Here is a 26,249-nt window from a genome sequence, read left to right on the forward strand (position 1 = left end):
TTGTACTCAGACGACCGCACGGCTCCGGTCCTGGCCCTGCTGAGAGCCAACCCACTGGCCCTGGTGGTGACACCGGGGGAGCACGCCCCGCTCGGCACGCATGCGCCGGTGCTGTTCCGCCACGGGCCCGGCGGCGTCGACGAGGAGACCCTCGCGGCCGACGGCACCTCCCTGGTCGGCTCGACGCTCGTCGGACACATGAACGTACGCAACCCGCAGTGGACCGCGATGCGCGAGGGCGACCGGGCGCTGGTCGTCTTCCAGGGCCCGCACGGCTATGTGTCACCGACGGTGTACGGCGTCACGCCCGCCGCGCCCACGTGGGACTTCACCGCCGTGCACGTGGTGGGCACGCTGCGCCCCACCGTCGATCCCGCGGAGGTCCTGGAGATCGTGCGGGACACCGCGCGACGCCTCGAGGCCGGGTTCGGCCAGGGATGGGACCAGGAGTCCTCCGTGGACTACTTCCGCGAGATCGCGCCCGGCGTGGGCGCCTTCGAGCTACAGGTGGAGTCGGTACAGACGATGTTCAAGCTCAGCCAGGAGAAGCCGGAACCCATGCGACGTCGGATCGTCGAGGACTTCGAGGGGAGCGAGTCGGCGACCCACCGGAAGGTGGCCGCCCTGATGCGCTCCCGCGGCCTGGTCCGCATGGACGAAGAGGCCGAGGAGCTCAGGTGACCGGGAGCACGGGGCGGCGGCCGGGTCTCGACTCGGCGCTGAGCAGGCTGAGGCAGCGCACGGCACGGACGGGCGCGGCGCCCGAGGGCATCACGCGCGTGTCGCGGGACCAGCCGCTGGAGTTGGCGTTCGCGCAGCAGCGGCTGTGGTTCCTCGACCGGCTGATGCCGGGCAGCGCGTTCTACAACTTCGGATCCGCCGTACGCGTACGCGGCACGCTGCGGCCCGACGTGCTCGGCCGGGCGCTGAGCCTGATCGTGGCGCGGCACGAGGCGCTGCGGACCGTCTACACCGACGACGCCGGTGCGCCCTCCGCCGTCGTGCTGGCCCCCGCGCCGGTGCCGGTGGACGTCGTCGACGTCGCCGACGAGGCCGAGGCCGAGCGACTCGCGGGCGAGGAGGCCGCGCGCCCCTTCGACCTGAGCGAGGGGCCGCTGCTGCGGGCCCGTCTGCTGCGGCTCGCCGAGGACGACCACATCCTGCTGTTGACGGTGCATCACATCGCCACGGACGGCTGGTCCCACGGCGTGCTGTGGGCCGAGCTCACCGCCGCGTACGCCGCACTGGCCGACGGCCGGGAGCCGGAACTGCCCGAACTGCGCTTCCAGTACGCCGACTTCGCCGCGTGGCAGCGCCGCACGCTGCCGGCCGCCGAGCTGGAGCGGCGCCTGGAGTTCTGGCGGGAGCGCCTCGACGGCATCACGCCCCTGGAACTGCCGCTGGACCGGCCGCGCCCCGCCGTGGCGTCGGCCGAGGGCGGGGTCGTCATGTGGCGGCTGCCCGCCGACGTCGTCGCGGCCGCGAGGGCCGTGGGCGAACAACAGGGCGCGACCCTGCACATGACGCTGCTCGCGGCCTTCGGCGTCGTGCTGTCCCGGCACGCCCGCACGGAGGACGTCGCCGTCGCCCAGCCCGTCGCGGGCCGGCCGCTGGCCGAGGTCGAGAACCTGATCGGCTTCTTCGTCAACACCGTGGTGACGCGCACCGACCTGTCCGGCGACCCGACGTTCCGCGAACTGGTCGACCGCGTGCGCACCGCGTCCGTGGACGCGATGGCCCACCAGGACGTGCCGTTCGAGTACCTGGTGGAGAAGCTGGTACCCGAGCGCGACCTGTCGCGCAATCCGCTCGCCCAGGTCGTCTTCCAGGTCGTGCCGGGTGCGACGGCGGGCCCCGCGCCGTTCCCCGGGACCACCACCGAGCCGTTCGCCGGCGACCGTGCCTTCGCCCGGATGGACCTGGAGGTCTACCTCGGCGAGGAGGCCGACGGCGGGGTCGGCGGCCTGGTCAACTACAGCCGCGCCCTGTTCGACGCCGAGACCGTCGAAGGACTGGCCCGGCATCTGACGGCCGTGCTGCGGGCGGCGGCCGAAGCCCCCGACGTGCCGCTGTCCCGGCTGGCCATGACGGACACCGACGAGCGGGCCGCGCTCCTCGCCGCCGCGCACGGCGCGACCGTGCCGCTGCCCGAGGCCGCACTCCCGGAGCTGTTCGCCGCGCAGGCCGCGCGGACCCCCGACGCCGTGGCGGTGGCCGACGGCGCCGACCTGTGGACGTACGCCGCACTCGACCGGGCCGCGAACCGGCTCGCGCACGTCCTCAGGGACCGCGGGGTCGGAGCGGAAGTCGTGGTCGCGCTGGCGGCCGAGCGGTCCGTGCGCCTGGTGGTCGCCGTGCTCGCCGTGCTCAAGGCGGGCGGCGCGTATCTGCCGCTGGACGCCCGCAACCCGGCGGGGCGCACCCGTGCGGTCCTCGCCGCCACCGGCGCGGCCCTGCTCCTGACCGACCGCGACGAGGCGGTCCAGGGCGCCGAGGACCTCCCCGTGGTGGACCTGCGGGTCGACCCGGCCGGAGTCCCGGACACCGCGCCCGAGACGGACGCGCACCCCGACGCCCTGGCGTACGTGATGTCCACCTCGGGGTCCACCGGCACGCCCAAGGGCGTCGCCGTGACGCACCGCGCCGTGGCCGCCCTGGCCCTGGACCGGCGCTGGGCCGGCGGGGCGCACGAGCGCGTCCTGCTGCACTCGCCGCACGCCTTCGACGCCTCGACCTACGAACTGTGGTCGCCCCTGCTGTCGGGCCGCCGCGTGGTCGTCGCCCCGCCCGGAGCGATCGGGCCGAGGACGATCGCCCGCGCCGTCGCCGACCACGGCGTCACCGCCCTCTGGCTGACATCGGGCCTGTTCGACCTGGTCGCGGAGGAGGACGTGGCCTGCCTCGCGGGCCTGCGCGAGATCATCGCCGGCGGCGACGCCGTGCAGCCCGCGACCGTCGCCCGCGTACGCGCCGCCCATCCCGGCCTCACGGTCCTCAACGGCTACGGCCCCACCGAGACCACGACGTTCGCCACCGTGCACGCCGTCGCACCCGGGGAGCCCTCGCCGGCCGGCCGCGTGCCCATCGGCACCCCGCTCGACAACACCGGCGCCCACGTCCTCGACGACCGGCTGCGACCGGTGCCCTTCGGCGTCCCCGGTGAGCTGTACGTCTCCGGCGTGGGCCTCGCGCGCGGCTACGCCGGTCACCCCTCGGCCACCGCGGAACGCTTCCTGCCCGACCCGTTCGGCCCGCCCGGAACGCGCATGTACCGCACCGGCGACGTGGTGCGCCGCCGCCCCGGCGGTGTCCTCGAGTTCCTGAGCCGCGCCGACGGCCAGGTGAAGCTGCGGGGCTTCCGCGTGGAGCCGGGCGAGGTCGAGGCCGCGCTGGCCGGGCACCCCGCCGTCGCGCGCGTCGCCGTCGTCGTACGGGAGGACGGCGCGCTGGGCAAGCGGCTCGTCGCCTACGTCGTCCCGCGCGCCGGAGCCGAGCTCGACGCCGCCGCGCTGCGCACGCACGCCTCGGCCGCCCTGCCGGACTACCTGGTGCCGTCCGCGTACGTCCTGCTCGACACGCTGCCGCTCGCCGCGACCGGCAAGGTCGACCGCGCCGCGCTGCCCGCCCCGCAGGAGGAGACGGGCGCGGGTCACGTCGCGCCGCGCACCGAGACCGAGCGGGCGCTCTGCGGCATCTTCGCCGAGGTCCTCGGCGTCGCGGAGTTCGGCGCCGACGACGACTTCTTCGTACGCGGCGGCCACTCGCTGCTCGCGACGCGCGTCATCGCCCGCATCGCGGGCGCGCTCGGGGCCGAGGTGCCGCTGCGGAACCTGTTCGAGCAGCGCACGCCCCGCACGCTGGCCACCGTCGTGGAGGCGGCGGCGGCCACCACCGCGCCGCCGCTGGTGCCGGTGGAGCGCGGCGGCCCGCTGCCGCTGTCGTTCGCGCAGCAGCGGCTCTGGTTCCTCGACCAGCTCACCCCGGGCAGCGCGTCCTACACCTCCGGCGGCGCCGTGCGGGTGCGCGGCGCCGTCGACCCGGAGCGGCTCGCGGCCGCCCTGACGGCCGTCGTCGCCCGCCACGAGGCGCTGCGGACGACCTTCGCGATCGAGGACGGCTCCCCCGTCGCGGTCATCGCTCCCCCCGCCCCCGTCCCGCTGCCCCTGATCGAGGTGGACGGCGTCGACGCGGCGCGCGCGGCGGCCTCCACCGAGCTCTCCACCGGCTTCGACCTGGCCCGCGGCCCGCTGCTGCGTGCCACCCTGTTGCGCCTCGGCCCGGTCGACCACGTGCTCGTCGTCGCCGTGCACCACGTGGCGACCGACGGCTGGTCACAGGCGCTGCTGTGGGCGGAGATCGCCGCCGCGTACTCCGGTACCGCGCCGGCGGAACTGCCCGTGCAGTACGCCGACTTCGCCGTATGGCAGCGGTCCTGGCTCTCCGGAGACGTCCTGGAGCGGCGCGCCGAGCACTGGACGAAGCGGCTCGCCGACCTGCCGCCGCTGGAGCTGCCGCTCGACAAGGCGCGCCCCGCCGTCGCCACCGGCCGGGCGGGCGCCCTGCCGTGGGCCGTCCCGGCCGACCTCGTCCGCGCCGCCCGCGCCGTCGCCGCCCAGGAGGGCGCGACGCTGTACATGGCCCTGCTGGCCGCCTTCGACGTCGTGCTGTCCCGCTACGCGCGGACCGACGACGTGGCCGTCGGCTCGCCCACGGCGGGCCGCACGCACGCCGAGGTCGAGGCGTTGATCGGCTTCTTCGTCAACGTCGTCGTCGTCCGCACGGACACCTCGGGCGACCCGACGTTCCGCGAACTCCTCGGCCGCGTACGGGAGGCGGCCGTCGCCGCCGTCGAGCACCAGGACGTGCCGTTCGAGCACCTGGTGGAGCGACTGCGCCCGGAGCGCGACCTCTCGCGCAACCCCTTGGTGCAGGTGGCGTTCCAGCTGCTCACCGGCGCACCGGGGTGGCCGTCGTGGGCGGACGCCGAGGTCGAGCACTTCGACCTCGACCACGCGTACACCCGGATGGACCTCGAAGTGCACGCCGTCGAGGTCGGCGACGACGTCACCGCCACCGTGCTCTACGCGGCCGACCTGTTCGACGCCGACACCGTCCGCCAGCTCATGCACCACGTCACCGTGGTCCTCGGCCAGGTGCTCGCCGACCCCGACCGGCCGATCTCCGCGGCGACGATGCTCGACGACGCCGACCGGCACCGCGTGCTCGTCGAGTGGAACGACACCGCGGCGCCGCTGCCCGAGGGCTCCGTGCCCCGGCTCTACGCCGAGCAGACCGCCCGTACGCCCGACGCCGTCGCCCTGGTCTGCGGCGACGAGCGGGTCACGTACGCCGAACTCGACCGTCGCGCCAACAGGTTCGCGCACGTGCTCCTCGCGCACGGCGTCCGCGCGGACGAGCCGGTCGGTGTGGCCACCGGCCGCTCCGTCGACATGGTCGCGGCCGTCCTCGGCATCCTCAAGGCGGGCGGCGCCTACGTGCCGCTCGACCCGCGCAACCCCTCGGGCCGCACCGAACGGATCGTGGCCACCTCCGGCCTCCGTGTCGTCATCGCCGACCGGCCCGTGCCCGGCACCGACGCCGTGACGGTCCTCGACGCGGCCCACCCGGGCGACGCGCCCGACACCGACCCCGGCATCGACCCGGACCGCGACGCGACGGCGTACGTGATCTACACCTCCGGATCGAGCGGCGAGCCCAAGGGCGTCGCGGTGACCCACGGCAACATCGTGGTCCTCGCCGCCGACCGCCGCTGGCGCAACGGGAACCACGAACGGGTGCTGCTGCACTACCCGTTGGCCACCGACATCTCCACCTACGAGCTGTGGCCGTTCCTGCTGGCGGGCAAGCAGATCGTCATCGCCGCCGACGAGCACGTCGAGCCGCAGACCTTCGACCGGCTGATCCGCGAGCACGGCGTCACCGCGATGTGCCTGCCCGCGCCGCTCTTCAGCCTCCTCGTCGAGGAGTGCCTGCCCTGCTTCGAGGGCCTGCGCGAGGTGCTCACCGGCGGCGAGGCCGTGTCGGGCGAGACCGTCGCCCGCGTCATGGCCGCCCACCCGAAGCTGACCGTGGTCGACGCCTACGGCCCGACCGAGGCGACCGCGTTCGCCACCCTGTTCCCGATGGAACCCGGCTTCACCCTGGCGGGCTCCCGGGTCCCGATCGGCGCGCCGATCGACAACACCCGCGTGTACGTCGTCGACGGCGACCTGCGACCTGTGCCGCTGGGCGTCGCGGGCGAACTGGTCATCGCGGGGCCGCGCGTCGCGCGCGGCTACGTGGGGATGCCCGAGCTGACCGCCGAGAAGTTCGTGCCCGACCCGTGGGGCCCGGCCGGCGCGCGGATGTACCGCACCGGCGACGTCGTGCGCTGGCTGCCCACCGGTGCCCTGGAGTTCCTGGGCCGCGGCGACGCGCAGGTGAAGATCCGCGGCTTCCGGGTGGAGCTGGGCGAGATCGAGGCCGTGCTGCTGCGCCACCCCGCCGTCTCGCAGGTGACCGTGGCCGTCCGCGAGGACGTGCCCGGCGACAAGCGCCTGGTGGCGTACGTGGTGCTCGAACCCGGCCACGGCGAGGGCGTGCTGCCCGAGCTCCGCGCCCACGCGGTCGGCGGCGTGCCGGACTACATGGTGCCGTCGGCGTTCGTGGCGCTCGACGCGTTCCCGCTCTCCACCACCGGCAAGATCGACCGCAGGGCGCTGCCCGCGCCGGACGCCCGCTCCGTCGCCGAGGCCGCGTACGTACCGCCCACGACCGAACCCGAGAAGGCGCTCTGCGAGATCTTCGCGGAGGTCCTCGAGGTGCGGCCGATCGGCGCCGACGACGACTTCTTCGCCCTCGGCGGCCACTCGCTGCTCGCCACCCGGGCGATCGCGAAGATCCGTGCCCTCTTCGGGCCCGACGCCGAGCTGAAGTCGCTGTTCGAGCTGCGCACGCCCCGCAGGCTGGCCGGGGCGTTGGGCGAGCTCGCCGCCGAGGTGGACGTGATCCGGCCCGTGCCGCGCGACGGCGCGCTGCCGCTCTCCTTCTCCCAGCAGCGGCTGTGGTTCCTCGACCGGCTCACCCCGGACAGCGGCTTCTGGAACGTGGCGATGGGCGTCCGCGCCCGCGGCGCCTTCGACGTCGACGCCTTCCGCACCGCCCTGTCGGCCGTCGTGGCCCGGCACGAGGCGCTGCGCACCGTCTTCCCCGACGACGGGGGCGGCACGCCGGTCGCCGTCGTCCAGGACGTACGGGAGATCCCCCTCGCCGTCACCGACGTCGCCGACGAGGCCGAGGCGCTGGCGCTCGCCGCAGCGGACGCGGCTCTGCCGTTCGACCTGGCACGGGGCCCGCTGCTCCGCGCCCGCGTGCTGCGGCTCGCGCCGGAGGACCACGCCGTCCTGATCACCGCGCACCACGCCGTCACCGACGGCTGGTCGCACGCCGTCTTCTGGGGCGAGCTGGCCGAGGCGTACACCGCCGCGCTCGAAGGGCGCGAGCCCGTCCTGCCCGAACTGCCCGTGCAGTACGGGGACTTCGCCGTCTGGCAGCGCGCCCACCTCGACGGTGCCGTGCTCGACCGGCACGTGGAGTACTGGCGCGATCGGCTCGCCGGCGTACGCCCGCTGGAACTGCCGCTCGACCACCCGCGTCCCGCCCTGGCCACCTCGGCCGGCGCCTCCCAGTCGTGGGAGTTGCCCGAGGACCTGGTCCGCGCCGCGCGGGCGCTCGGCGACGACGAGGGCGCCACGCTCTACATGACCCTGCTCGCCGCGTTCTCCCTCACCCTCGCGCGCTTCGCCGGCACCGAGGACGTCGCCGTCGGCACGCCCGTCGCGGGCCGCACCCGCGCCGAGGTGGAGCGGCTGATCGGCTTCTTCGTCAACATGCTCGTGCTGCGGACCGACCTCTCCGGCGACCCGACCTTCCGGGAACTGCTCGGCCGCGTACGCGAGTCGGCGGTCGGTGCCATGGAGCACCAGGACCTGCCGTTCGAGAACCTGGTGGAGGCGCTCGCACCCGAGCGTGACCTCTCCCGCAACCCGCTGGTGCAGGTGGTCTTCCAGCTCATGCGGGCCCCCGGCGACAAGGGGGACCGGCTCGGTGAGGCGCGGCTCGAACCGCTGCTCGACGAGCACGCGTTCACCCGCGTCGACCTGGAGGTGCACCTGACGGAGGACGGCGACCGCGTCCGCGGCACGGTCCTGCACGCCACGGCGCTCTTCGAGGCCGAGACCGTACGCAGGCTGCTGCACCACCTCACCGTCGTCCTGCGCGCCGCGCTCGCCGACCCGGACGCACCGCTGTCCACGGTCTCCCTCCTGGACGACACCGACCGCCACCAGCTCCTGGAGGGCTGGAACGACACGGAGGTGCCGTACCGGGACGCGTCGCTCGCCGAGCTCTTCGACGAGCAGGTGGCCCGTACGCCGGACGCCCGCGCCGTGGAGTTCGGCGACGACACCCTCACCTACGCCGAACTGGGCCGCGCCGCCGAGCGGGTCGCCCGGCGGCTGCGCGCCCGGGGAGTGCGCCCGGACGACCTCGTCGGGCTCTGCCTGGACCGGAGCACCGCGATGATCGTGGGACTCGTGGGCATCCTGAAGGCGGGCGCGGCATACGTGCCGATCGACCCGACCCACCCCGCCGAGCGGGTCCGGCTCATCGTGGACGACGCGGGGATGGCCGTCGCCGTCACCGAGCGGGCCCACGCGGGCGTGTTCGCCGACGACACGGCGCTCGTCCTGCTGGACGGCCTCTCCGAGACCGACGCCGCGTCGGACGCGGACACCGAGCCGGACGCCCCGGCCGACGCCGGCCCCGGTCCCGACTCCCTCGCGTACGTCGTCTACACCTCGGGCTCCACCGGTACCCCGAAGGGCATCGCCATGCCCGCGCGGTGCGTGGTCAACATGCTGGCCTGGCAGAAGAAGGCCGTCCCCGGCGGTCCCGGCACGCGCACCGCGCAGTTCACCGCCCTCACGTTCGACGTCTCGGTGCAGGAGGTCCTCTCCGCGCTGCTCTACGGCGAGACGCTGGTCATCCCCGCCGACGAGGTGCGCCGCGACCCGGCCTGGTTCGCCCGCTGGCTGGACGAGCGGGCGATCGAGCAGATCTTCGTACCGAACCTGATGATCCGCGCGCTCGCCGAGGAGGCCAACGCGGGCCGCGCCCGGCTGACCTCGCTGCGGCACATGTCGCAGGCGGGCGAGCCGCTGTCGCTGGACGCCGCGCTGCGGGAGTTCTGCGCAGCCCGGCCGGAGCTGCGCATCCACAACCACTACGGTTCGACCGAGATCCAGGTCGTGACCGCCTTCACCCTGCCGGCCGCCGTCGCCGACTGGCCCGCCACCGCCCACCTAGGGTGGCCGGTCGACAACTCCCGCGCGTACGTGCTCGACCGCGAGCTGCGGCCCGTGCCCGTGGGCGTGGCGGGCGAGCTGTGCTTCGCGGGTCCCGGCCTCGCGCGCGGCTACGTCGGCAAGCCGGAGCTGACCGCGGCGAAGTTCGTGCCCAACCCCTTCGGGCCGCCGGGATCCCGCCTCTACCGCACGGGCGACCTGGGCCGTTGGCGGCCGGACGGCAGCCTGGAGTTCCTGGGCCGGCTCGACCACCAGGTCAAGGTCCGCGGCTTCCGGGTGGAGCTGGGAGAGGTCGAGGCCGTGCTTCTGCGCCACCCCGAGGTGGCCCGCGCCGTCGTCGTCGCCCGCGAGGACGCCCCGGGCGTCAAGCGGCTCGTCGGCTACGTCGTGCCCGCCCCCGGAGTCGACCGCGACCTGCCCGCGCGGCTTCGCGCGCACCTCGCCGAGGCCGTACCGGACTACATGGTGCCCTCCGCGTTCGTCGCGCTCGACGCGTTCCCGCTGACCACCACCGGCAAGGTCGACCGCGGCGCGCTGCCCGCGCCCGACCTGCGCACCGCCCTCGATGTGGGCTTCGCCGCGGCCGGCAGCCGCGAGGAGGAGGCCCTCTGCGGCATCTTCCGCGAGGTCCTGGAGGCCGAACGGGTCGGTGTGGACGACGACTTCTTCGCCCTGGGCGGCCACTCGCTGGTCGCGGCCCGCACGGTCGCCCGCATCCGCGAGGTGCTCGGCGTCGAGGTGTCCCTGCGCGAGCTGTTCCACCACCGCACGCCGCGTGCGCTCGCCGAGGTCGCGGCCACCGCGCCGCGCTCGGCCGTGCCGCCGCTGGTGCCGGTGGAGCGGGACCGGCCGCTGCCGCTCTCGCTGACCCAGCGCCAGCTGTGGAGCCTGCACGAGGCGGACCCGGACGACGCGATGTGGACGATCCCGCTGGCCGTACGGATCCGGGGCGACCTGGACGTGGAGCTGCTCGGCCGGGCGCTGACCGAGGTCGTCCGCAGGCACGAGGTGCTGCGCACGGTGTTCGTGCCGGGCGACGAGCCCACGACGGTCGTCCTGCCCGCCGGCGAGGTCGAACTCCTCGCCGTGGACGTGCCGGACGAGGCGGCCGCGCGCGTCGCGGCGGGCGAGGAGGCCGCCCGGCCCTTCGACCTGGTCCGGGGCCCGGTGCTCCGGCCGTCGCTGCTGCGCATCGCCCCCGACGACCACGTCCTGATGCTGACGGTGCATCACATCGCCACCGACGGCTGGTCGCAGGGCGTGCTCTGGTCGGAGCTGTCCCGTGCGTACGAGGCGCTGCGTGAGGGTCGCGTACCGGAGCTGCCCGAACTGCCGGTGCAGTACGGTGACTTCGCCGCTTGGCAACGGTCCTGGCTGACCGGCGCCGTACTCGACGAGCAGCTCGACCACTGGCGCGAGCGGCTGGACGGGCTTCGGCCCCTCGCGTTGCCCGGCGCCCGGGCCGTGACGGCTCGTGACGACGCGGGCGTGCTCACCGAGTGGCGGCTGCCCGCCGAACTCGTCGACACCGCCCGGCAGATCGGCGCCGCGCACGGGGCCACGCTCTACATGACCCTGCTCGCCGCGTTCACCGCGACGCTGGCCCGGCACACCGGCTCCGAGGACCTCGCCGTGGGTTCGCCCGTGGCGGGCCGCACCCGTGCCGAGGTGGAGGGCCTGATCGGCTTCTTCGCCAACTTCGTACCCCTGCGCGTCGGCTTCGAGGGCGACCCGACCTTCGCCGAGCTCCTCGGCCGCGTCCACACGACCTCGGTCGACGCCTACGCCCACCAGGCCCTGCCGTGGGAGCGGGTCGCCGAGGGCCTGGGCCTCGACCCGGACCGGCCGCTGGTGGACGTGGTGTTCCAGCTCGTCAACGTCGAGCTGGGCGAGCTGCGCCTGCCCGGAGTGCGCGTCGAGCCGTTCGCGGGCGAGCGCGTGTACGCCCGCTGGAACCTCGAGGTCCACCTCGTCGAGGAACCCGACGGCGGCCTCACCGGGCACGTCGTGCACCGCGCCGCCGTACTGGACCAGGCCACCGTCGACGTCCTCCTCGGGGACACGGCGGCGCTGCTGGCCGCCGCGCTCGCCGATCCCGCCCTGCCCGTTTCCACTCTCCCGATCTCGGACCCGCTGGAGGGGACCACCCATGCCTGAGTCGCTGGACGCCTCACCGGCCGGTCAGTTGCCCGCACTCGCCCACCGTCTCGGCGGTCTGCCCGAGCCCGAGCGGCGCCGACTGGTGCTCGACCTCGTACTGGCCCAGGTCGCCGAGGTGCTCGAGATCGGCACCGCCGAGGACGTGCATCCCGACCGCGCCATCCGCGAGCTGGGACTGCGCTCCCTGACCGCCGTACAGCTGCTGCTGCGGCTCAGCCGGATCACCGGCGTCAAGCTGCCGACGACGGCCATCTACGACTACCCGACCGCCCGGGCCCTTGCGGACGTGCTGGTCGACGCGGCGGACGGGAAGCACGTCGCCCTCGCCGACGACGACGAGCCCGTGCGGCGCGCCGCCGACGACGACCCGATCGCCGTGGTCGGCATGGCCTGCCGCTACCCGGGCGGGGTGACCACGCCCGACGAACTGTGGCGGGTGGTCGCCGAGGGGCGCGACGCGATCTCGTCCTTCCCCGAGGACCGGGGCTGGGACCTCGCCGCGCTCGCCGACCAGTCGGGACCGGCCGCCAGCCTCACCCGCCACGGCGGATTCCTGGAGGACGTGGCCCTGTTCGACGCGGGGTTCTTCGGCATCAGCCCGCGCGAGGCGCAGCTGATGGACCCGCAGCAGCGGCTGCTCCTGGAGACCTCCTGGGAGGCGCTGGAGCGCGCCGGCGTCGAGCCCGGCTCGTGGCGCGGCGGCAAGGTCGGCGTATTCGTCGGCGCCAACGCGCAGTCGTACTCCTCCCTGCTCGCGGGCGTCCCCGAGGGCGGCGACGGCCACGCGCTGACCGGCCGTCTCTCCAGCGTGCTGTCCGGGCGCATCGCCTATGTGCTGGGCCTGGAGGGTCCCGCGGTCACGGTCGACACGGCGTGCTCGTCCTCGCTGGTCGCCATCCACATGGCCGTACGGTCGCTGCGCTCGGGCGAGTCCACGATGGCGCTCGCGGGCGGCGTGACCGTGATGCACACCCCCGAGCTGTTCGTCGACTTCACCAAGCAGGGCGGCCTCTCCGCCGACGGCCGCAGCCGCTCGTACGCCAAGGCCGCCGAGGGCCTCGGCTGGTCCGAGGGCGTCGGCGTGCTGCTGCTCGAACGCCTCTCCGACGCGCGCCGCAACGGACACGAGGTCCTGGCGCTACTGACCGGCAGCGCGACCAACCAGGACGGCGCCTCCAACGGGCTGACCGCGCCGAGCGGCGCGGCCCAGCAGCGCGTGGTGCGGCAGGCGCTCGCCGACGCGGGCCTTCGCGCCGCCGACGTGGACACGGTCGAGGGCCACGGCACCGGCACCAAGCTGGGCGACCCGATCGAGGCGCAGGCGCTGCTCGCCTCGTACGGGCAGGACCGCGACCGGCCGCTCTGGCTGGGCTCGCTGAAGTCCAACCTCGGCCACATGCAGGCCGCGGCGGGCGTCGGCGGCGTCATGAAGATGGTCCTTGCGCTGCGGAACGGCGTGCTGCCGAAGACCCTGCACGTGGACGCGCCGTCGCCGCACGTGGACTGGGTGTCGGGCGCGGTGGAGCTGCTGACCGAGGCCCGGGACTGGCCGCGCACCGACCGGCCGCGCCGGGCGGGTGTGTCCTCGTTCGGCGTGAGCGGGACCAACGCCCATGTGATCGTGCAGGAGGCGCCCGAGGCCGTACCGGCGGAAGCTCCCGAGGCCGGGGCTCCCGAGACCGAGACCGAGGCTGCCGATACCGAAGCCGGTGCCGTTCCCGCGCCCGTGCCGTGGACGCTGTCCGCGCGCACCGAGGACGCGCTGCGCGCCCAGGCCGCCCGGCTGCGCACCTTCGTCGCCGCCGACCCCGAACTGACGCCCGCCGACGTGGGCCTGTCGCTGGTGACCCGCCGCACGGCGTTCGACCACCGCGCGGCCGTCGTGGGCCGTGACCGCGCCGAACTCCTCGCCGGTCTCGACGTGCTGGCCTCCGGCGGCGCCGACCCGGCCGTCGTGCGCGGCACCGCCGGGGCCGACGGCCGCGTGGTCTTCGTCTTCGCCGGCCAGGGCGGGCAGTGGCTCGGCATGGGCGTGGAACTCCTCGACAGCTCACCGGTGTTCGCCGAGCGGATGGCCGCGTGCGAGCGCGCCCTGGCCCCGTACCTCGACTGGTCGGTCGTCGACGTCCTGCGCGGCGTCGAGGGTGCGCCGCCGTTGCGCCGCGTGGACGTGGTCCAGCCCGTCCTCTTCGCGCTGATGGTGTCGCTGGCCGCGGTGTGGCGCGCGCACGGCGTGGTGCCGTCCGCCGTGGTCGGGCACTCGCAGGGCGAGATCGCCGCCGCCTGCGTCGCGGGCGCCCTCAGCCTGGACGACGCGGCGAAGATCGTCGCCCTGCGCGCCAAAGCTGTGGTGGACCTGCCCGGCCGCTGTGGCATGGGCTTCGTGTCCGCGCCCGCCGCCGACGTCGAGAAGATGGTGGAGCGCTGGGCGGGACGGCTCGGCGTGGCCGCGGTCAACAGCCCCCGCTCGCTTGTGGTCGCCGGCGAGCGCGAGGCGCTGGAGGAACTGCTCGACCTCTGCGACGACGAGAACCTGCGCGCGGGCCGCGTCGCCGCCGACTACGCCTCGCACTCCCCGCAGGTCGAGGCCGTCCGCGAGCGGCTCCTCGCCGAGCTGAAGGGCATCAGGCCCCGCGACAGCGAGATTCCGCTCTACTCCACGGTGACCGCCGACTGGGTCGACGGCAGCGAGCTGGACACCCGCTACTGGTACCGGAACCTGCGCGAGCCCGTGCGCTTCGCCGACGCCGTGACGGGACTCCTGGCCGAGGGCTACCGCGGCTTCGTCGAGGTGAGCCCGCACCCCGTCCTGACCGTCGCCATGCAGCAGACCGCGGAGGCCGAGGGCGTGGAGCTGCACGTCGCCGCGACCCTGCGCCGGGACGAGAGCGATCAGCAGAGGTTCACCCTGTCCCTGGCCGAGGTGGCCACGGCGGGCGTGCCGGTCGACTGGCGGCCGCTGTTCGACGCGGCCGGCGCGCGACCGGTCGAGCTGCCCACGTACGCCTTCCAGCGCGAGCGCTACTGGCTCGCCCCGGGGACGGCGGGCGCGGGCGACCTCGCCGCCGTCGGCCTGGTCGCGGGCGGACACCCGCTGGCCGGCGCCGAGGTCGAACTGCCCGACGACGGCGGCCTCGTCCTCTCCGGCCGGATCACCCCCGACGCGTACCCGTGGCTGGCCGACCACGCCGTTCTCGGCACGGTCGTCGTCCCGGGCACGGCCGTCCTCGAACTGGTCGCCCACGCGGGCGCCCGGCTGGGCTGCGGCCGGATCGAGGAACTCACCCTGGCTGCCCCGATCGGCGTTCCCGCCGACGGGCTCGCCCTGCGCGTGACCGTACGCGGCGCCGACGAGGACGGCCGGCGCGCCGTCGCCGTCCACGCGCTCGCCGACGGCGACTGGACCCCGCACGCCTCGGGCGCGCTGGCCCAGGACGAGCCGCTCGCGGCCGTCGAGGGGACGTGGCCGCCCGCCGACGCGCGGCCCGTGTCCCTGGACGGGCTGTACGACCGGTTCGCCGGACGCGGCTTCGGCTACGGCCCCGCCTTCCGCGGGCTGCGAACGCTGTGGAGCCGCGCTTCCGAAAGCGCCGAAAGCGCCGAGAACAAGGCCGGTGTCGCCGAGGTCTTCGCCGAGGTCGAGCTGCCCGAGGGCGTCGACGCGGCGGGGTTCGCGGTCCACCCGGCGCTCCTCGACGCCGCCACCCAGGCCGTGCTCGCCGCCGAGCCCGACGACTCCCCGGTGCTGCTGCCGTTCTCGTGGAGCGGCGTGACGGTGCGCCCGAGCGCCGCCCGCGTGCTGCGGGTGCGCGCCGCACGCGTCGGCGGCGACGAGGTACGGCTCACCGCGACCACCACCGACGGCACGCCCGTCGTGGAGCTGTCCGCGCTGCGGCTGCGGCCCGCCTCGGCCGACCAACTGCGCGCCGCGACGGCCGCGGGCACCCGGGACGCCCGGTTCCGCGTGGACTGGGTGGCCGCGGAGCCTGCCCCCGTCGCACGCCGCGCCGTGGTCGGTGCGGGCGCGGCCGGCCTCGAAGGCCCCCTGCACGCCACGCTCGCCGACCTCACCTCCGTACCGGAGCTCGTCCTCGCCCCGGTGACGACCGGCGCCGATGCGGTCGGTGACACCCACCGGGCGACCGCCGAGGTGCTCGGCCTGCTGCGGGAGTGGCTCGCCGACGAGCGGTTCGCCGCCGCCCGGCTCGCCGTGGTGACGCGCGGCGCCGTCGCCGTCCGGCCCGGCGAGGCGCCCGACCCGGCCGCCGCCGCCGTGTGGGGACTCGTACGCTCCGCGCAGACCGAGCACCCCGACCGCTTCCTGCTCGTCGACACCGACGGCGCGGCCGACTCGCTGCGTGCCGTGCCGACCGTGGGCGACGAGCCGCAGTCCGCGCTCCGCGAGGGGGAGCTGTCCGTCGCACGGCTGGCCCGCGCGGCCGACGACACGCTGCGGCCACCCGCCGGGGCGGACGCCTGGCGCGTCGACGTCGTGCGGCCCGGCTCCATCGACGGCGTCGACGCCGTCGCCGCGCCCGACGCCACCGCTCCGCTCGCACCCGGTCAGATCCGCATCGCCGTACGGGCGGCGGGCCTGAACTTCCGCGACGTCCTGTGCGCGCTCGACATGTACCCCGACGAGGTCGACGCCATCGGCTCCGAGGCCGCGGGCACCGTGCTCGAAGTCGGCGCCGACGTGACCGACCTGGCCGTGGGCGACCGCGTCCTCGGCATGGTGCCGGGCGGGTTCGGGCCGCTGGCCGTGGTGGACCGCCGGCTCGTCGTCCCGGTACCCGAGGGCTGGACGTGGGTGGAGGCCGCGGCGCTGCCGTCGGCGTACGCCACCGCCCGGTACGGGCTTGTCGACCTCGCCGGCGTACGGCCCGGGGACCGCGTCCTCGTGCACGCCGCCGCCGGCGGCGTCGGTCTGGCCGCGGTCCGGCTCGCCCGTCTGCTCGGCGCGGAGGTGTTCGCCACGGCGAGCCCGGCCAAGCACGGGGTGCTCCGCGCGGAGGGCCTGGACGAGGAGCACATCGCGTCGTCGCGGACCACCGAGTTCGCCGAGCGGTTCCCGGCCGTGGACGTGGTGCTCAACTCGCTGGCGGGCGAGTTCACCGACGCCTCCCTCGAACTGCTCGCCGACGGCGGCCGGTTCGTCGAGCTCGGCAAGACCGACCGCCGTGACCCCGCGGCGCTGCCCGGAGTCACGTACCGCGCCTTCGACCTGATGGAGGCGGGCCCCGAGCGCATCCAGAGCCTGCTGACCGAGGTCGTCGCCCACGTCGCCGCCGGCGAGGTGCGCGGCCTGCCCACCCGCACCTGGCCGCTGTCCGACGCCCGCGCCGCGCTGCGGTTCATGGCGCAGGCCCGGCACACCGGCAAGATCGTGTTCACCGTCGCCCCCTACGCCGACGGCACGGTGCTGCTCACCGGCGCGGGCGTCCTCGGCGGCCTGCTGGCCCGGCACCTGGTCGCCGAGCACGGCGCCCGGCACCTGGTCCTCGCCAGCCGCCGGGGCGCCGACGCGCCGGGAGCCGCCGAACTGGTCGCCGAACTGGCCGAGTCGGGTGCCACCGCCCGGTTCGCGCGGTGCGACGTCACGGAGCGCGCCGACGTCGACGCGCTCCTGGCGAGCCTGCCGGCCGAGCAGCCCCTGACCGCCGTCGTGCACACGGCGGGCGCCCTCGACGACGGCGTGCTGACCGCGCTGACCGCCGACCGGCTGCCCGCCGTACTGCGCCCGAAGGCCGACGCCGTCCAGCACCTGCACGAGGCGACCCGCGAGCGGAGTCTCTCCGCGTTCGTCCTGTTCTCCTCCGCTGCCGCCACCCTCGGCACCCCCGCCCAGGCCAACTACGCCGCCGCCAACGCGTTCCTCGACGCCCTCGCCGAGCGACGCCGCGCCGAGGGACTGCCCGCGACCTCCCTCGCGTGGGGCCTGTGGGCCGACGCCACCGGCCTCACCGGGCACCTCGACGCCGCCGACGTGGCACGGGCGGGCCGGGGCGGCATCGTCGCGATGGCCTCGGCCGAGGGCCTTGCCCTCTTCGACGCGGCCACCCGCACCGGGGACGCGGTGACCGTCACCGCGCGACTCGACCTCGCCGCCCTGCACGCCGGAGCGGCGCCCCGGCTGCTGCGCGGCCTGACCGGAGCCACGGCCGGGGCGGCCGCCTCCCCGGCCGCACGCCCCGTCGACGACGCCGCCGCCCTCGTCGCGCGGATCGCCGCGCTGCCCGAGACCGAGCGCGCGCACGCCCTGCTCGACGTCGTCTGCGGCCACGCCGCCGACGTACTCGGCTACGCGGGACCGGGCGCCGTGGACTTCGCGCGCGGCTTCAAGGAGCTGGGCTTCGACTCGCTGACCGCCGTCGAGCTCCGCAACCGGCTCGGCGCGGCCACCGGGCTTCGGCTGGCGACCACGCTGGTCTTCGACCACCCGACGCCGGCCGCGCTCGCCGAGCACCTGCTCGCGTCGCTGATGCCGAGCGAGGCCGAAGGTGCCGCCGCCGACCGGCTCATCGCCGAACTGGCCCGCCTGGAGGGAGCGTTCGCCGCGCTGCCCGCCGACGGAGCCGACCGGACACGCGTCGCGGAGCACCTGCGCCGACTGGCCTCCCGCTGGGACGCCGCCGAGTCCGGAGAAGGAAACGACGCGGCCGCGCTGGACGCCGCCACGGCGGACGAGTTGTTCGACCTGATCGACCGGGGGATCGCATGACCGAGCGGACCGACCGACCTGGGGGTGCGCCCAAGGCCGACGAGGCGAAGCTGCTCAGCTACCTCAAGCAGGTCACCGGCGACCTGCAGACCACCCGGCGCAGGCTGCGGGAGGTCGAGAGCCGCGACAGCGAGCCCATCGCGATCGTCGGCATGGCCTGCCGCTACCCCGGCGGCGTCGCCTCCCCCGAGGACCTGTGGGAGCTGATCGCGAACGAGACCGACGCGGTCTCGGAGTTCCCGGCCGACCGCGGCTGGGACATGGCCTCGGTCTACGACCCGGACCCGGACCGGCCGGGCACCTCGTACGCCCGTGAAGGCGGCTTCCTCACCGACGCCGCCGGCTTCGACGCGGGCTTCTTCCGGGTCGGCCCCCGCGAGGCGCTGGCGATGGACCCGCAGCAGCGACTGGTCCTGGAGACCGCCTGGGAGGCGCTGGAGCGCGCCGGGATCGACCCCGACGGCCTGCGCGGAAGCGCGACCAGCGTGTACGTCGGATTCAGCAGCGAGGACTACTCCGACATCGCCGGTGCGGCGGGCACCCAGCTGGAGGGCTACGTCGTCACCGGCACCTCGCCCAGCGTGCTGTCCGGCCGGCTCTCCTACACCCTCGGCCTCGAGGGCCCGGCCGTGTCGATCGACACGGCGTGCTCGTCGTCGCTGGTCGCGCTGCACCTCGCGGTGAGGTCGCTGCGGTCGGGCGAGTCCACGATGGCGCTCGCGGGCGGCGCGACCGTGCTGTCGACCCCTGCCGTGTTCACCGAGTACAGCCGCCAGCGCGCGCTGGCCGCCGACGGCCGCTGCAAGGCGTTCGCCGCGGCCGCCGACGGGTTCGGCTTCGGCGAGGGCGTCGGCCTGCTGGTACTGGAACGCCTGTCGGACGCGCGCCGCAACGGCCACCCCGTCCTCGCCGTCGTACGCGGCAGCGCGATCAACCAGGACGGTGCCAGCAGCGGCCTCACCGCCCCCAACGGGCCCTCCCAACAGCGCGTGGTGCGCCAGGCGTTGGCGGACGCCGGTCTCGCGTCCTCGGACGTGGACGCGGTGGAGGCGCACGGCACGGGGACGCGCCTTGGCGATCCCATCGAGGCGCAGGCGTTGTTGGCCGCGTATGGGCAGGGTCGTGAGCGGCCGTTGCTGCTCGGCTCGGTGAAGTCGAACATCGGCCATGCGCAGGCTGCTGCGGGTGTGGCGGGTGTGATCAAGATGGTGCAGGCGATGCGGCATGGTGTGCTGCCGCGGACGCTGCATGTGGATGAGCCGTCGCCGCACGTGGACTGGTCGGCGGGCGCGGTGGAGCTGCTGACCGAGGCGCGGGAGTGGCCCGAGACGGGTGCTCCGCGTCGGGCGGGTGTGTCCTCGTTCGGTGTGAGCGGCACGAACGCGCATGTGGTGCTGGAGCAGGAGCCGCCGTTCGAGGTTCCGCCCGTGGAGCCCGCGGTGCGGGATCTTCCGGTGGTGCCCTGGATCCTGTCGGCCGATTCGGCTGCGGGCCTGCGTGCGCAGGCGGAGCGTCTGGCCGCGCACGGCTCGGCGCTCGAAGCCGATCCGCGTGATGTGGCGTTGGCGCTGGGGACGACGCGTTCGGTGCTGGGGCATCGGGCTGTGGTTCTGGGTGGGGACCGGGCGGAGCTGTTGGCCGGTCTTTCCGCGCTGGCATCGGGTGTTGAGGCGCCTGGTGTGGTGCGGGGTGTCGCGGGCGGCGACGGTCGTGTGGCGTTCGTCTTCCCCGGTCAGGGTTCGCAGTGGGTGGGCATGGGGGCTGAACTCCTCGACTCCTCACCGGTGTTCGCCGCCCGGATGGCGGAGTGCGCCGAGGCCTTGGCTCCGTACGTCGAGTGGTCGCTGCTCGATGTGGTCCGGGACGGGGTCGACCTGGACCGGGTCGACGTCGTGCAGCCGGTGTTGTGGGCCGTGATGGTGTCGTTGGCCGAGGTGTGGCGGGCGCACGGTGTGGTGCCGTCGGCCGTGGTCGGCCACTCGCAGGGCGAGATCGCCGCCGCGTGCGTCGCCGGCGCCCTGTCGCTGTCGGACGGCGCTCGGGTCGTGGCCCTGCGTGGGCTGGGCCTGGTGAGCCTCGCGGGTTCGGGCGGGATGCTGTCCGTCTCCGCGCCGGAGGCCACGGCGCGGGAGCTGCTGGAGCCCTGGGCGGGCCGCGCGGTGGTCGCGGCGGTGAACAGCCCGGTTTCCGTCGTCGTCGCGGGCGAGGCGACCGCCCTCGACGAACTGGCCGCTCTCTGCGGGGAGAAGGGGGTGCGTGCCCGGCGCATCGCGGTGGACTACGCCTCCCACTCGCCCGCCGTCGACGTGCTGCGCGACCGCTTGATCGCCGACCTCGCCGACGTCGTCCCCACGGCCGGAACCGTTCCGCTGTTCTCGACCGTGACGGGCGGCTGGATCGACGGCACGGCGCTGGATGCCGAGTACTGGTTCCGGAACCTGCGGGAGCCGGTGCGGTACGCCGACGCGGTGGCGGGTCTGCTCGCCCAGGGCTACCGGGGCTTCGTCGAGTCCAGTCCCCACCCGGTCCTTGCCGTGGGCACGCAGGAGGCCGTCGAGGCCGCCGACGCCACCGCTGTCGTGGTGGGCTCGCTGCGGCGTGACAGCGGCGGCCTGCCGACCCTCCTCGGCAATCTGGCCGAGGCCCATGTCGGCGGCGTACGGGTCGACTGGGCCGCGTTCCACGCCGGAACGGGCGCGCGGGCCGTCGCGTTGCCGACGTACGCCTTCCAGCGCGAGCGCTACTGGCCTCCGGTCGACGGCATCGTCCGCCCGACGGCCGTGGCCGCCCCCGTGGAGCTGCCCGCCGAGGCCGACTCCACCACGACCTGGCGCGACGGCCTCGCCGGGCTGCCCGCGGCCGACCGCCGCCGCAAGGCGCTCGACCTGGTGCGCGCCCGGACCGCCGTCGTGCTCGGCCACGCCGACCCGGCGGCCGTCGAGCCGCAGCGCGGCTTCAGCGACCTCGGCTTCGACTCCCTGGCCGCACTGCGCCTGCGCACCGCGCTCAACGAGGCGACCGGCCTGAGCCTGCCGACCACCGTCGTCTTCGACCACCCCGACCCCGCCGCGCTCGCCGCGCACCTGCTCGCCGAACTGGACAGCGCCCCGGCGGCGCCGCCCACCACGGCCCGTACCCCCGAACGCGCCGCTGTTCCCGCGCCCGCCGTTCCCACGTCCGCTGTTCCCGCGCCCTCCGTCCCGGCCCCCGTCCGCGCCGCCGACACGGACGAGCCGCTGGCCGTGGTCGCGATGGCCTGCCGCTTCCCCGGAGGCGTCGACGGACCGGACGACCTGTGGCGCGTCCTGGCCGAGGGCCGGGAGGTCATCGGCGACTTCCCCGCCGACCGGGGCTGGGACCTCGACGGCCTGTACGACCCCGATCCCGACAAGGCGGGCAGCAGCTATCTGAGCAAGGGCGGATTCCTCGACGGCGCCGCCGACTTCGACGCCGCCTTCTTCGGCGTCAGCCCGCGCGAGGCGCTGGCGATGGACCCGCAGCAGCGCCTCTTCCTGGAGATGGCGTGGGAGGCCTTCGAGCGTGCGGGCATCGACCCGCTCGGCCTGCGCGGCTCCGCCACGGGCGTGTTCGCCGGCGTCACCGACCAGCGCTACGACACGCGCCACGGAGTGGTGCGCAACGGAGTGGACGAGGGACTGCTCGGCACGGGCAACTACGCCAGCGTGCTGTCCGGACGGGTGTCCTACACCCTCGGCCTCGAAGGCCCGGCGATCAGCGTGGACACCGCCTGCTCCTCGTCGCTGGTGGCGCTGCACCTCGCGGGGCAGTCGCTGCGCAGCGGCGAGTCCTCGCTCGCGCTCGCCGGCGGCGTGATGGTCATGTCGACCCCGCGCGCGTTCGTGGAGTTCTCGCGGCAGCGCGGCCTCTCCCCGGACGGCCGGTGCAAGGCGTTCGCCGCCGCCGCCGACGGCATCGGCTGGTCCGAGGGTGCGGGCGTCGTGGTCCTGGAACGGTTGTCGGACGCGCGCCGCAACGGCCACCCCGTCCTGGCCGTGGTGCGCGGCTCGGCGATCAACCAGGACGGCGCGTCCTCCGGGCTCACCGCGCCCAACGGCACGGCGCAGCAGCGTGTCATCCGCGCCGCCCTCGCCGCGTCGGGCCTCGCCGCGTCCGACGTGGACGTCGTCGAGGCGCACGGCACCGGTACGACCCTGGGCGACCCGATCGAGGCCAACGCCCTGCTGGCCACCTACGGGCAGGACCGCGAACGGCCGCTGCGGCTCGGCTCGCTCAAGTCCAACATCGGCCACACCGGCCCCGCCGCAGGCGTGGCGGGCGTCATCAAGATGGTGCTCGCGCTGCGCGCGGGCGAGGTCCCGAGGACGCTGCACGTGGACGCGCCCTCCCCGCACATCGACTGGGCCTCCGGATCCGTCGAGCTGGTGACCGAGGCCGAGTCGTGGACCCGGTCCGACCGGCCTCGCCGCGCGGGCGTGTCTTCCTTCGGCGCCAGCGGCACGAACGCGCACCTGGTCCTCGAGGAGGCCCCCGAGGAGGAACCGGCCGCCCCGACGTCCGAGCCCGAGGCCGAGTCCCGCTGGGTGCCGTGGGCCCTGTCCGCGCGGTCGGACGCGGCCCTGGCCGCCCAGGCCGCCCGGCTCGCCGAGCGGATCGAGGCCGAGTCCGGGCTCGAACCGGTGGACGTGGCCTGGTCGTTGGCCGCGTCCCGTGCGTCGCTGCCGCGCCGCGCGGTCGTCGTCGCCGCCGACCGTGCGCAGGCGCTGCGTGGTCTGGCCGCGCTGGCGGCCGGGGAGCCCACGGATTCCGTGGTCACCGGCACCGCCGACTCCGCCGACGCGGGCGTCGTGTTCGTCTTCCCCGGCCAGGGCGCTCAGTGGGTGGGCATGGGGGCGGATCTCCTCGACGCCTCCCCGGTGTTCGCGGCTCGGATGGCGGAGTGTGCCGAGGCCTTGGCGCCGTTCGTCGACTGGTCGTTGCTGGACGTCGTCCGGGACGGGGTCGGCCTGGACCGCGTCGATGTCGTGCAGCCGGTGCTGTGGGCCGTGATGGTGTCGCTGGCCGACGTGTGGCGTTCGCATGGTGTGGTGCCGTCCGCGGTGGTGGGGCACTCGCAGGGGGAGATCGCGGCCGCGTGCGTGGCGGGGGCGCTGTCGCTGTCCGACGGCGCGCGGGTCGTGGCCCTGCGGTCGAAGGTGATCGGTGAGCGGTTGGCCGGTCGGGGCGGGATGTTGTCGGTGGCGCTGTCGGCCGATGCGGTGGCGGAGCGGATCGTGCCCTGGGCCGGTCGCACTTCCGTTGCCGCGCTCAACGGGCCTGCGGCGACCGTGGTGTCGGGTGATCCGGACGCGCTGGACGAGCTGACGGCGGCCTGCGCGGCCGATGGTGTGCGGACGCGGCGGATCCCGGTGGACTACGCGTCCCACTCGGCCCACGTCGAGTCGATCGAGGCCGAACTCCTGACCGTGCTCGCGGAGGTGCGGCCGAACTCGTCGGACGTCCCCTTCCACTCGACGCTGACCGGTGGACCGCTCGACACGGCCTCGCTCGACGCGGGCTACTGGTACCGGAACCTCCGCGAGACCGTACGGTTCGAGCCCGTCGTCCGCGCCCTGCTCGACGACGGCCGTACCGTCTTCGTCGAGGTCAGCCCGCATCCCGTGCTGACCTCGGCCGTGCAGGAGACGGCGGACGCCGTCGACGCGTCCGCCACGGCGATCGGTTCGCTGCGCCGCGACGAGGACGGCCCCCGCCGCCTCCTCACCTCGCTGGCCGAGGCCGCCGTACGCGGTGTGCCCGTCGACTGGGCCACCGTCTGCCAGGGCGGCCGCCATGTCGAGCTGCCCACGTACGCCTTCCAGCGCAGCCGCTTCTGGCCGGAGGGACCGGTGACGGCGGGCGACGCGACCGGCCTCGGCCTGGCCGACGCCGGGCACCCGCTGCTCGGCGCCGCCACCGCCCTCGCGGACCTCGGCGGCCAGGTGTTCACCGGCCGGGTGGCCTCGGGCACCACGCTGTCCGCCGCCACACCGGTCGAGCTGGCGCTCTGGGCCGGAGGGGGCCGCGCGCTGGCCGAACTCGTCGAGGAGGCGCCCCTGACGGCGGCCGACGGCGCTCTGCGGCTGCAGGTCACCGTGGGCGCCGAGGACGCCGACGGCACGTGCTCGGTCGCCGTGTTCTCCCGGCCGGAGGACGCCCCGGACGACCGGCCCTGGAGCCGGCACGCCACCGGCGTGCTCATCGGCCGGACCGGCGCCGACGCGGCCGGCGGGCCGGCGCTCGACGATGACGTGATCGCCGAGGTGACCGCCGAGGGCGCGGGTGACTGGGGTGTGCACCCCGCACTGCTGGACGCCGCCCTCGCGGAGGTCCGCCCCGGACTCGTGCCCGGTGCCTGGCGCGGTGTCACCCTGCACGCGGTCGGCGCGAGCCGGCTGCGCGTACGGCTCTCGCCCAGGGGCCAGGACACGTTCGCCCTGTACGCCACCGACGGCACCGGAGCGCCCGTACTCACGGTCGACACGGTCGAGTTGCGGCAGCCGCGCGCCACGGAGTCGGCCAGGGACCGCGAGCTGTACCGCGTCGAGTGGACGTCCGTACCGCTGCCCGCCGCCACGGCCGACGGGATCGCCGTCCTCGGCGATCTCCCGCTGCCCGGCTTCCGCCTGCACGCGGACGTCGCCGCCGTCGCCGCCCTGGACACCGTCCCCGACGTCCTGGTCCTGCCGTGCCGGCCGCCGCGCTCGGAGGACGTCGTGGGCGCCGCGCACACCGCCACGCACCGCGTGCTGGCCGTGCTCCAGGAATGGCTCGCCGAGGAACGGCTGGCCGCCACACGGCTGGTGGTCCTCACCCACGGCGCGGTCGCCGTGGGCGAGGAGGACGTCACCGACCTGGCGCACGCCCCCGTTTGGGGCCTGATCCGTTCGGCACGCGCCGAACACCCCGGCAGGCTCGTGCTGGTCGACGTGGACAGCCCGGACGCCCTCCAGGAGCTGCCCGGCGCGCTCGCCGTCGACGAGCCGGAGATCGCCGTCCGCGCGGGACGCGCCTGCGTGCCCCGCCTTGTCCGCGCCCCGCTGACCGACGTGTCCGCGCCCGCGTGGGACCCCGAGGGCGTCGTCCTCGTCACGGGTGGCACCGGCACGCTCGGCGCGCTGTGCGCCCGGCACCTGGTGACCGTCCACGGTGTGCGCAGGCTCGTGCTCGCCGGACGGCGCGGCGCCGCCGCGCCCGAGGCCGTCGCGCTCGCCGAGGAACTGCGCGGCCTCGGCGCCGAGGTGTCCGTCGCCGCGTGCGACGCCGCCGACCGGACCGCGCTCGCCGCGCTCATCACGGAGATCACCGCGGAGCGGCCGCTGACCGGGGTCGTGCACACCGCCGGCGTCCTCGACGACGGCGTCATCGCCTCCCAGACCCCCGAGCGGGTCGACCGCGCGCTGCGCCCCAAGGTCGACGCCGCCTGGCACCTGCACCAGCTGACGCAGGGGCACGACCTCGCCGCGTTCGTCCTGTTCTCCTCCACCTCGGGCCTCTTCGGAGCCCCGGGGCAGGGCAACTACGCGGCGGGCAACGCGTTCGTGGACGCCCTCGCCGAGCACCGCCGCGCCCTCGGTCTGCCCGCCGTGTCCCAGGTGTGGGGCCTGTGGGCGCACGCCAGCGGCATGACCGGCCACCTCGGCACCGCCGACCTGCGCAGGGCCGCCCGTGACGGCGTGGTGCCGCTGCCGACGGCCGACGCGCTGTCCCTCTTCGACCGGGCCGCCACCGGCGCCGCCGATCCCGTCCTCGTGCCCGCCTGGCTGGACCTGACGTCCTTCGCCACAGGTGGCGCTCCCGTACCCGCGCTGCTGCGGGGCCTCGTCCGAGGGCCCGCGCGTCGCGCCGCCGACGCCGAGTCCGGGCAGGACACGCTCGCGCAGCGGCTCGTCGCGCTCGGCCCAGCCGCCCCGGTCCTGGAGGGCCTGGGGCAGGTCCCAGTGGTAGAGGGTGACGGAGGGCGTGATCCCGGCGTCGAGCAGGCC

Annotated in this window: 3 protein-coding genes and 2 pseudogenes; 4 read left to right on the plus strand and 1 reads right to left on the minus strand. The window is 75.4% G+C overall.

From position 1 onward, the window contains the following. From AB0F56_RS22435 to AB0F56_RS22450, 4 genes and pseudogenes are all read left to right on the plus strand, one after another. On the plus strand, positions 1 to 681 hold the full coding sequence (locus AB0F56_RS22435; protein ID WP_362012430.1) for an FMN-binding negative transcriptional regulator: 681 nt from the start codon (positions 1 to 3) through the stop codon (positions 679 to 681). Continuing rightward, complete coding sequence (locus AB0F56_RS22440; RefSeq protein WP_362012432.1) at positions 678 to 11,522, plus strand: amino acid adenylation domain-containing protein; 10,845 nt, start codon at positions 678 to 680, stop codon at positions 11,520 to 11,522. The genes AB0F56_RS22435 and AB0F56_RS22440 overlap by 4 nt, the downstream gene beginning before the upstream one ends. Next, complete coding sequence (locus AB0F56_RS22445) at positions 11,515 to 18,246, plus strand: SDR family NAD(P)-dependent oxidoreductase (RefSeq protein ID WP_362012435.1); 6,732 nt, start codon at positions 11,515 to 11,517, stop codon at positions 18,244 to 18,246. Before AB0F56_RS22440 ends, AB0F56_RS22445 begins: the two co-directional genes overlap by 8 nt. Continuing rightward, positions 18,243 to 25,865 (plus strand): annotated as a pseudogene (locus AB0F56_RS22450) (type I polyketide synthase); the annotation flags it as partial. The gene AB0F56_RS22445 and the pseudogene AB0F56_RS22450, both read left to right, overlap by 4 nt. A gap of 291 nt (positions 25,866 to 26,156) precedes the next feature. On the opposite strand, the pseudogene AB0F56_RS22455 reads toward AB0F56_RS22450, so the two are convergent. Beyond that, positions 26,157 to 26,249 (minus strand): annotated as a pseudogene (locus tag AB0F56_RS22455) (family 1 glycosylhydrolase); the annotation flags it as partial.

Origin of the sequence: Streptomyces sp. NPDC026092 (assembly GCF_040638605.1) — a bacterium.
Classification (GTDB): Bacteria; Actinomycetota; Actinomycetes; order Streptomycetales; family Streptomycetaceae; genus Streptomyces.

Excerpts from the sequence above, each read along its gene's own strand:
- AB0F56_RS22445 (WP_362012435.1), top strand. The coding sequence starts at position 11,515 with ATGCCTGAGTCGCTGGACGCCTCACCGGCCGGTCAGTTGCCCGCACTC.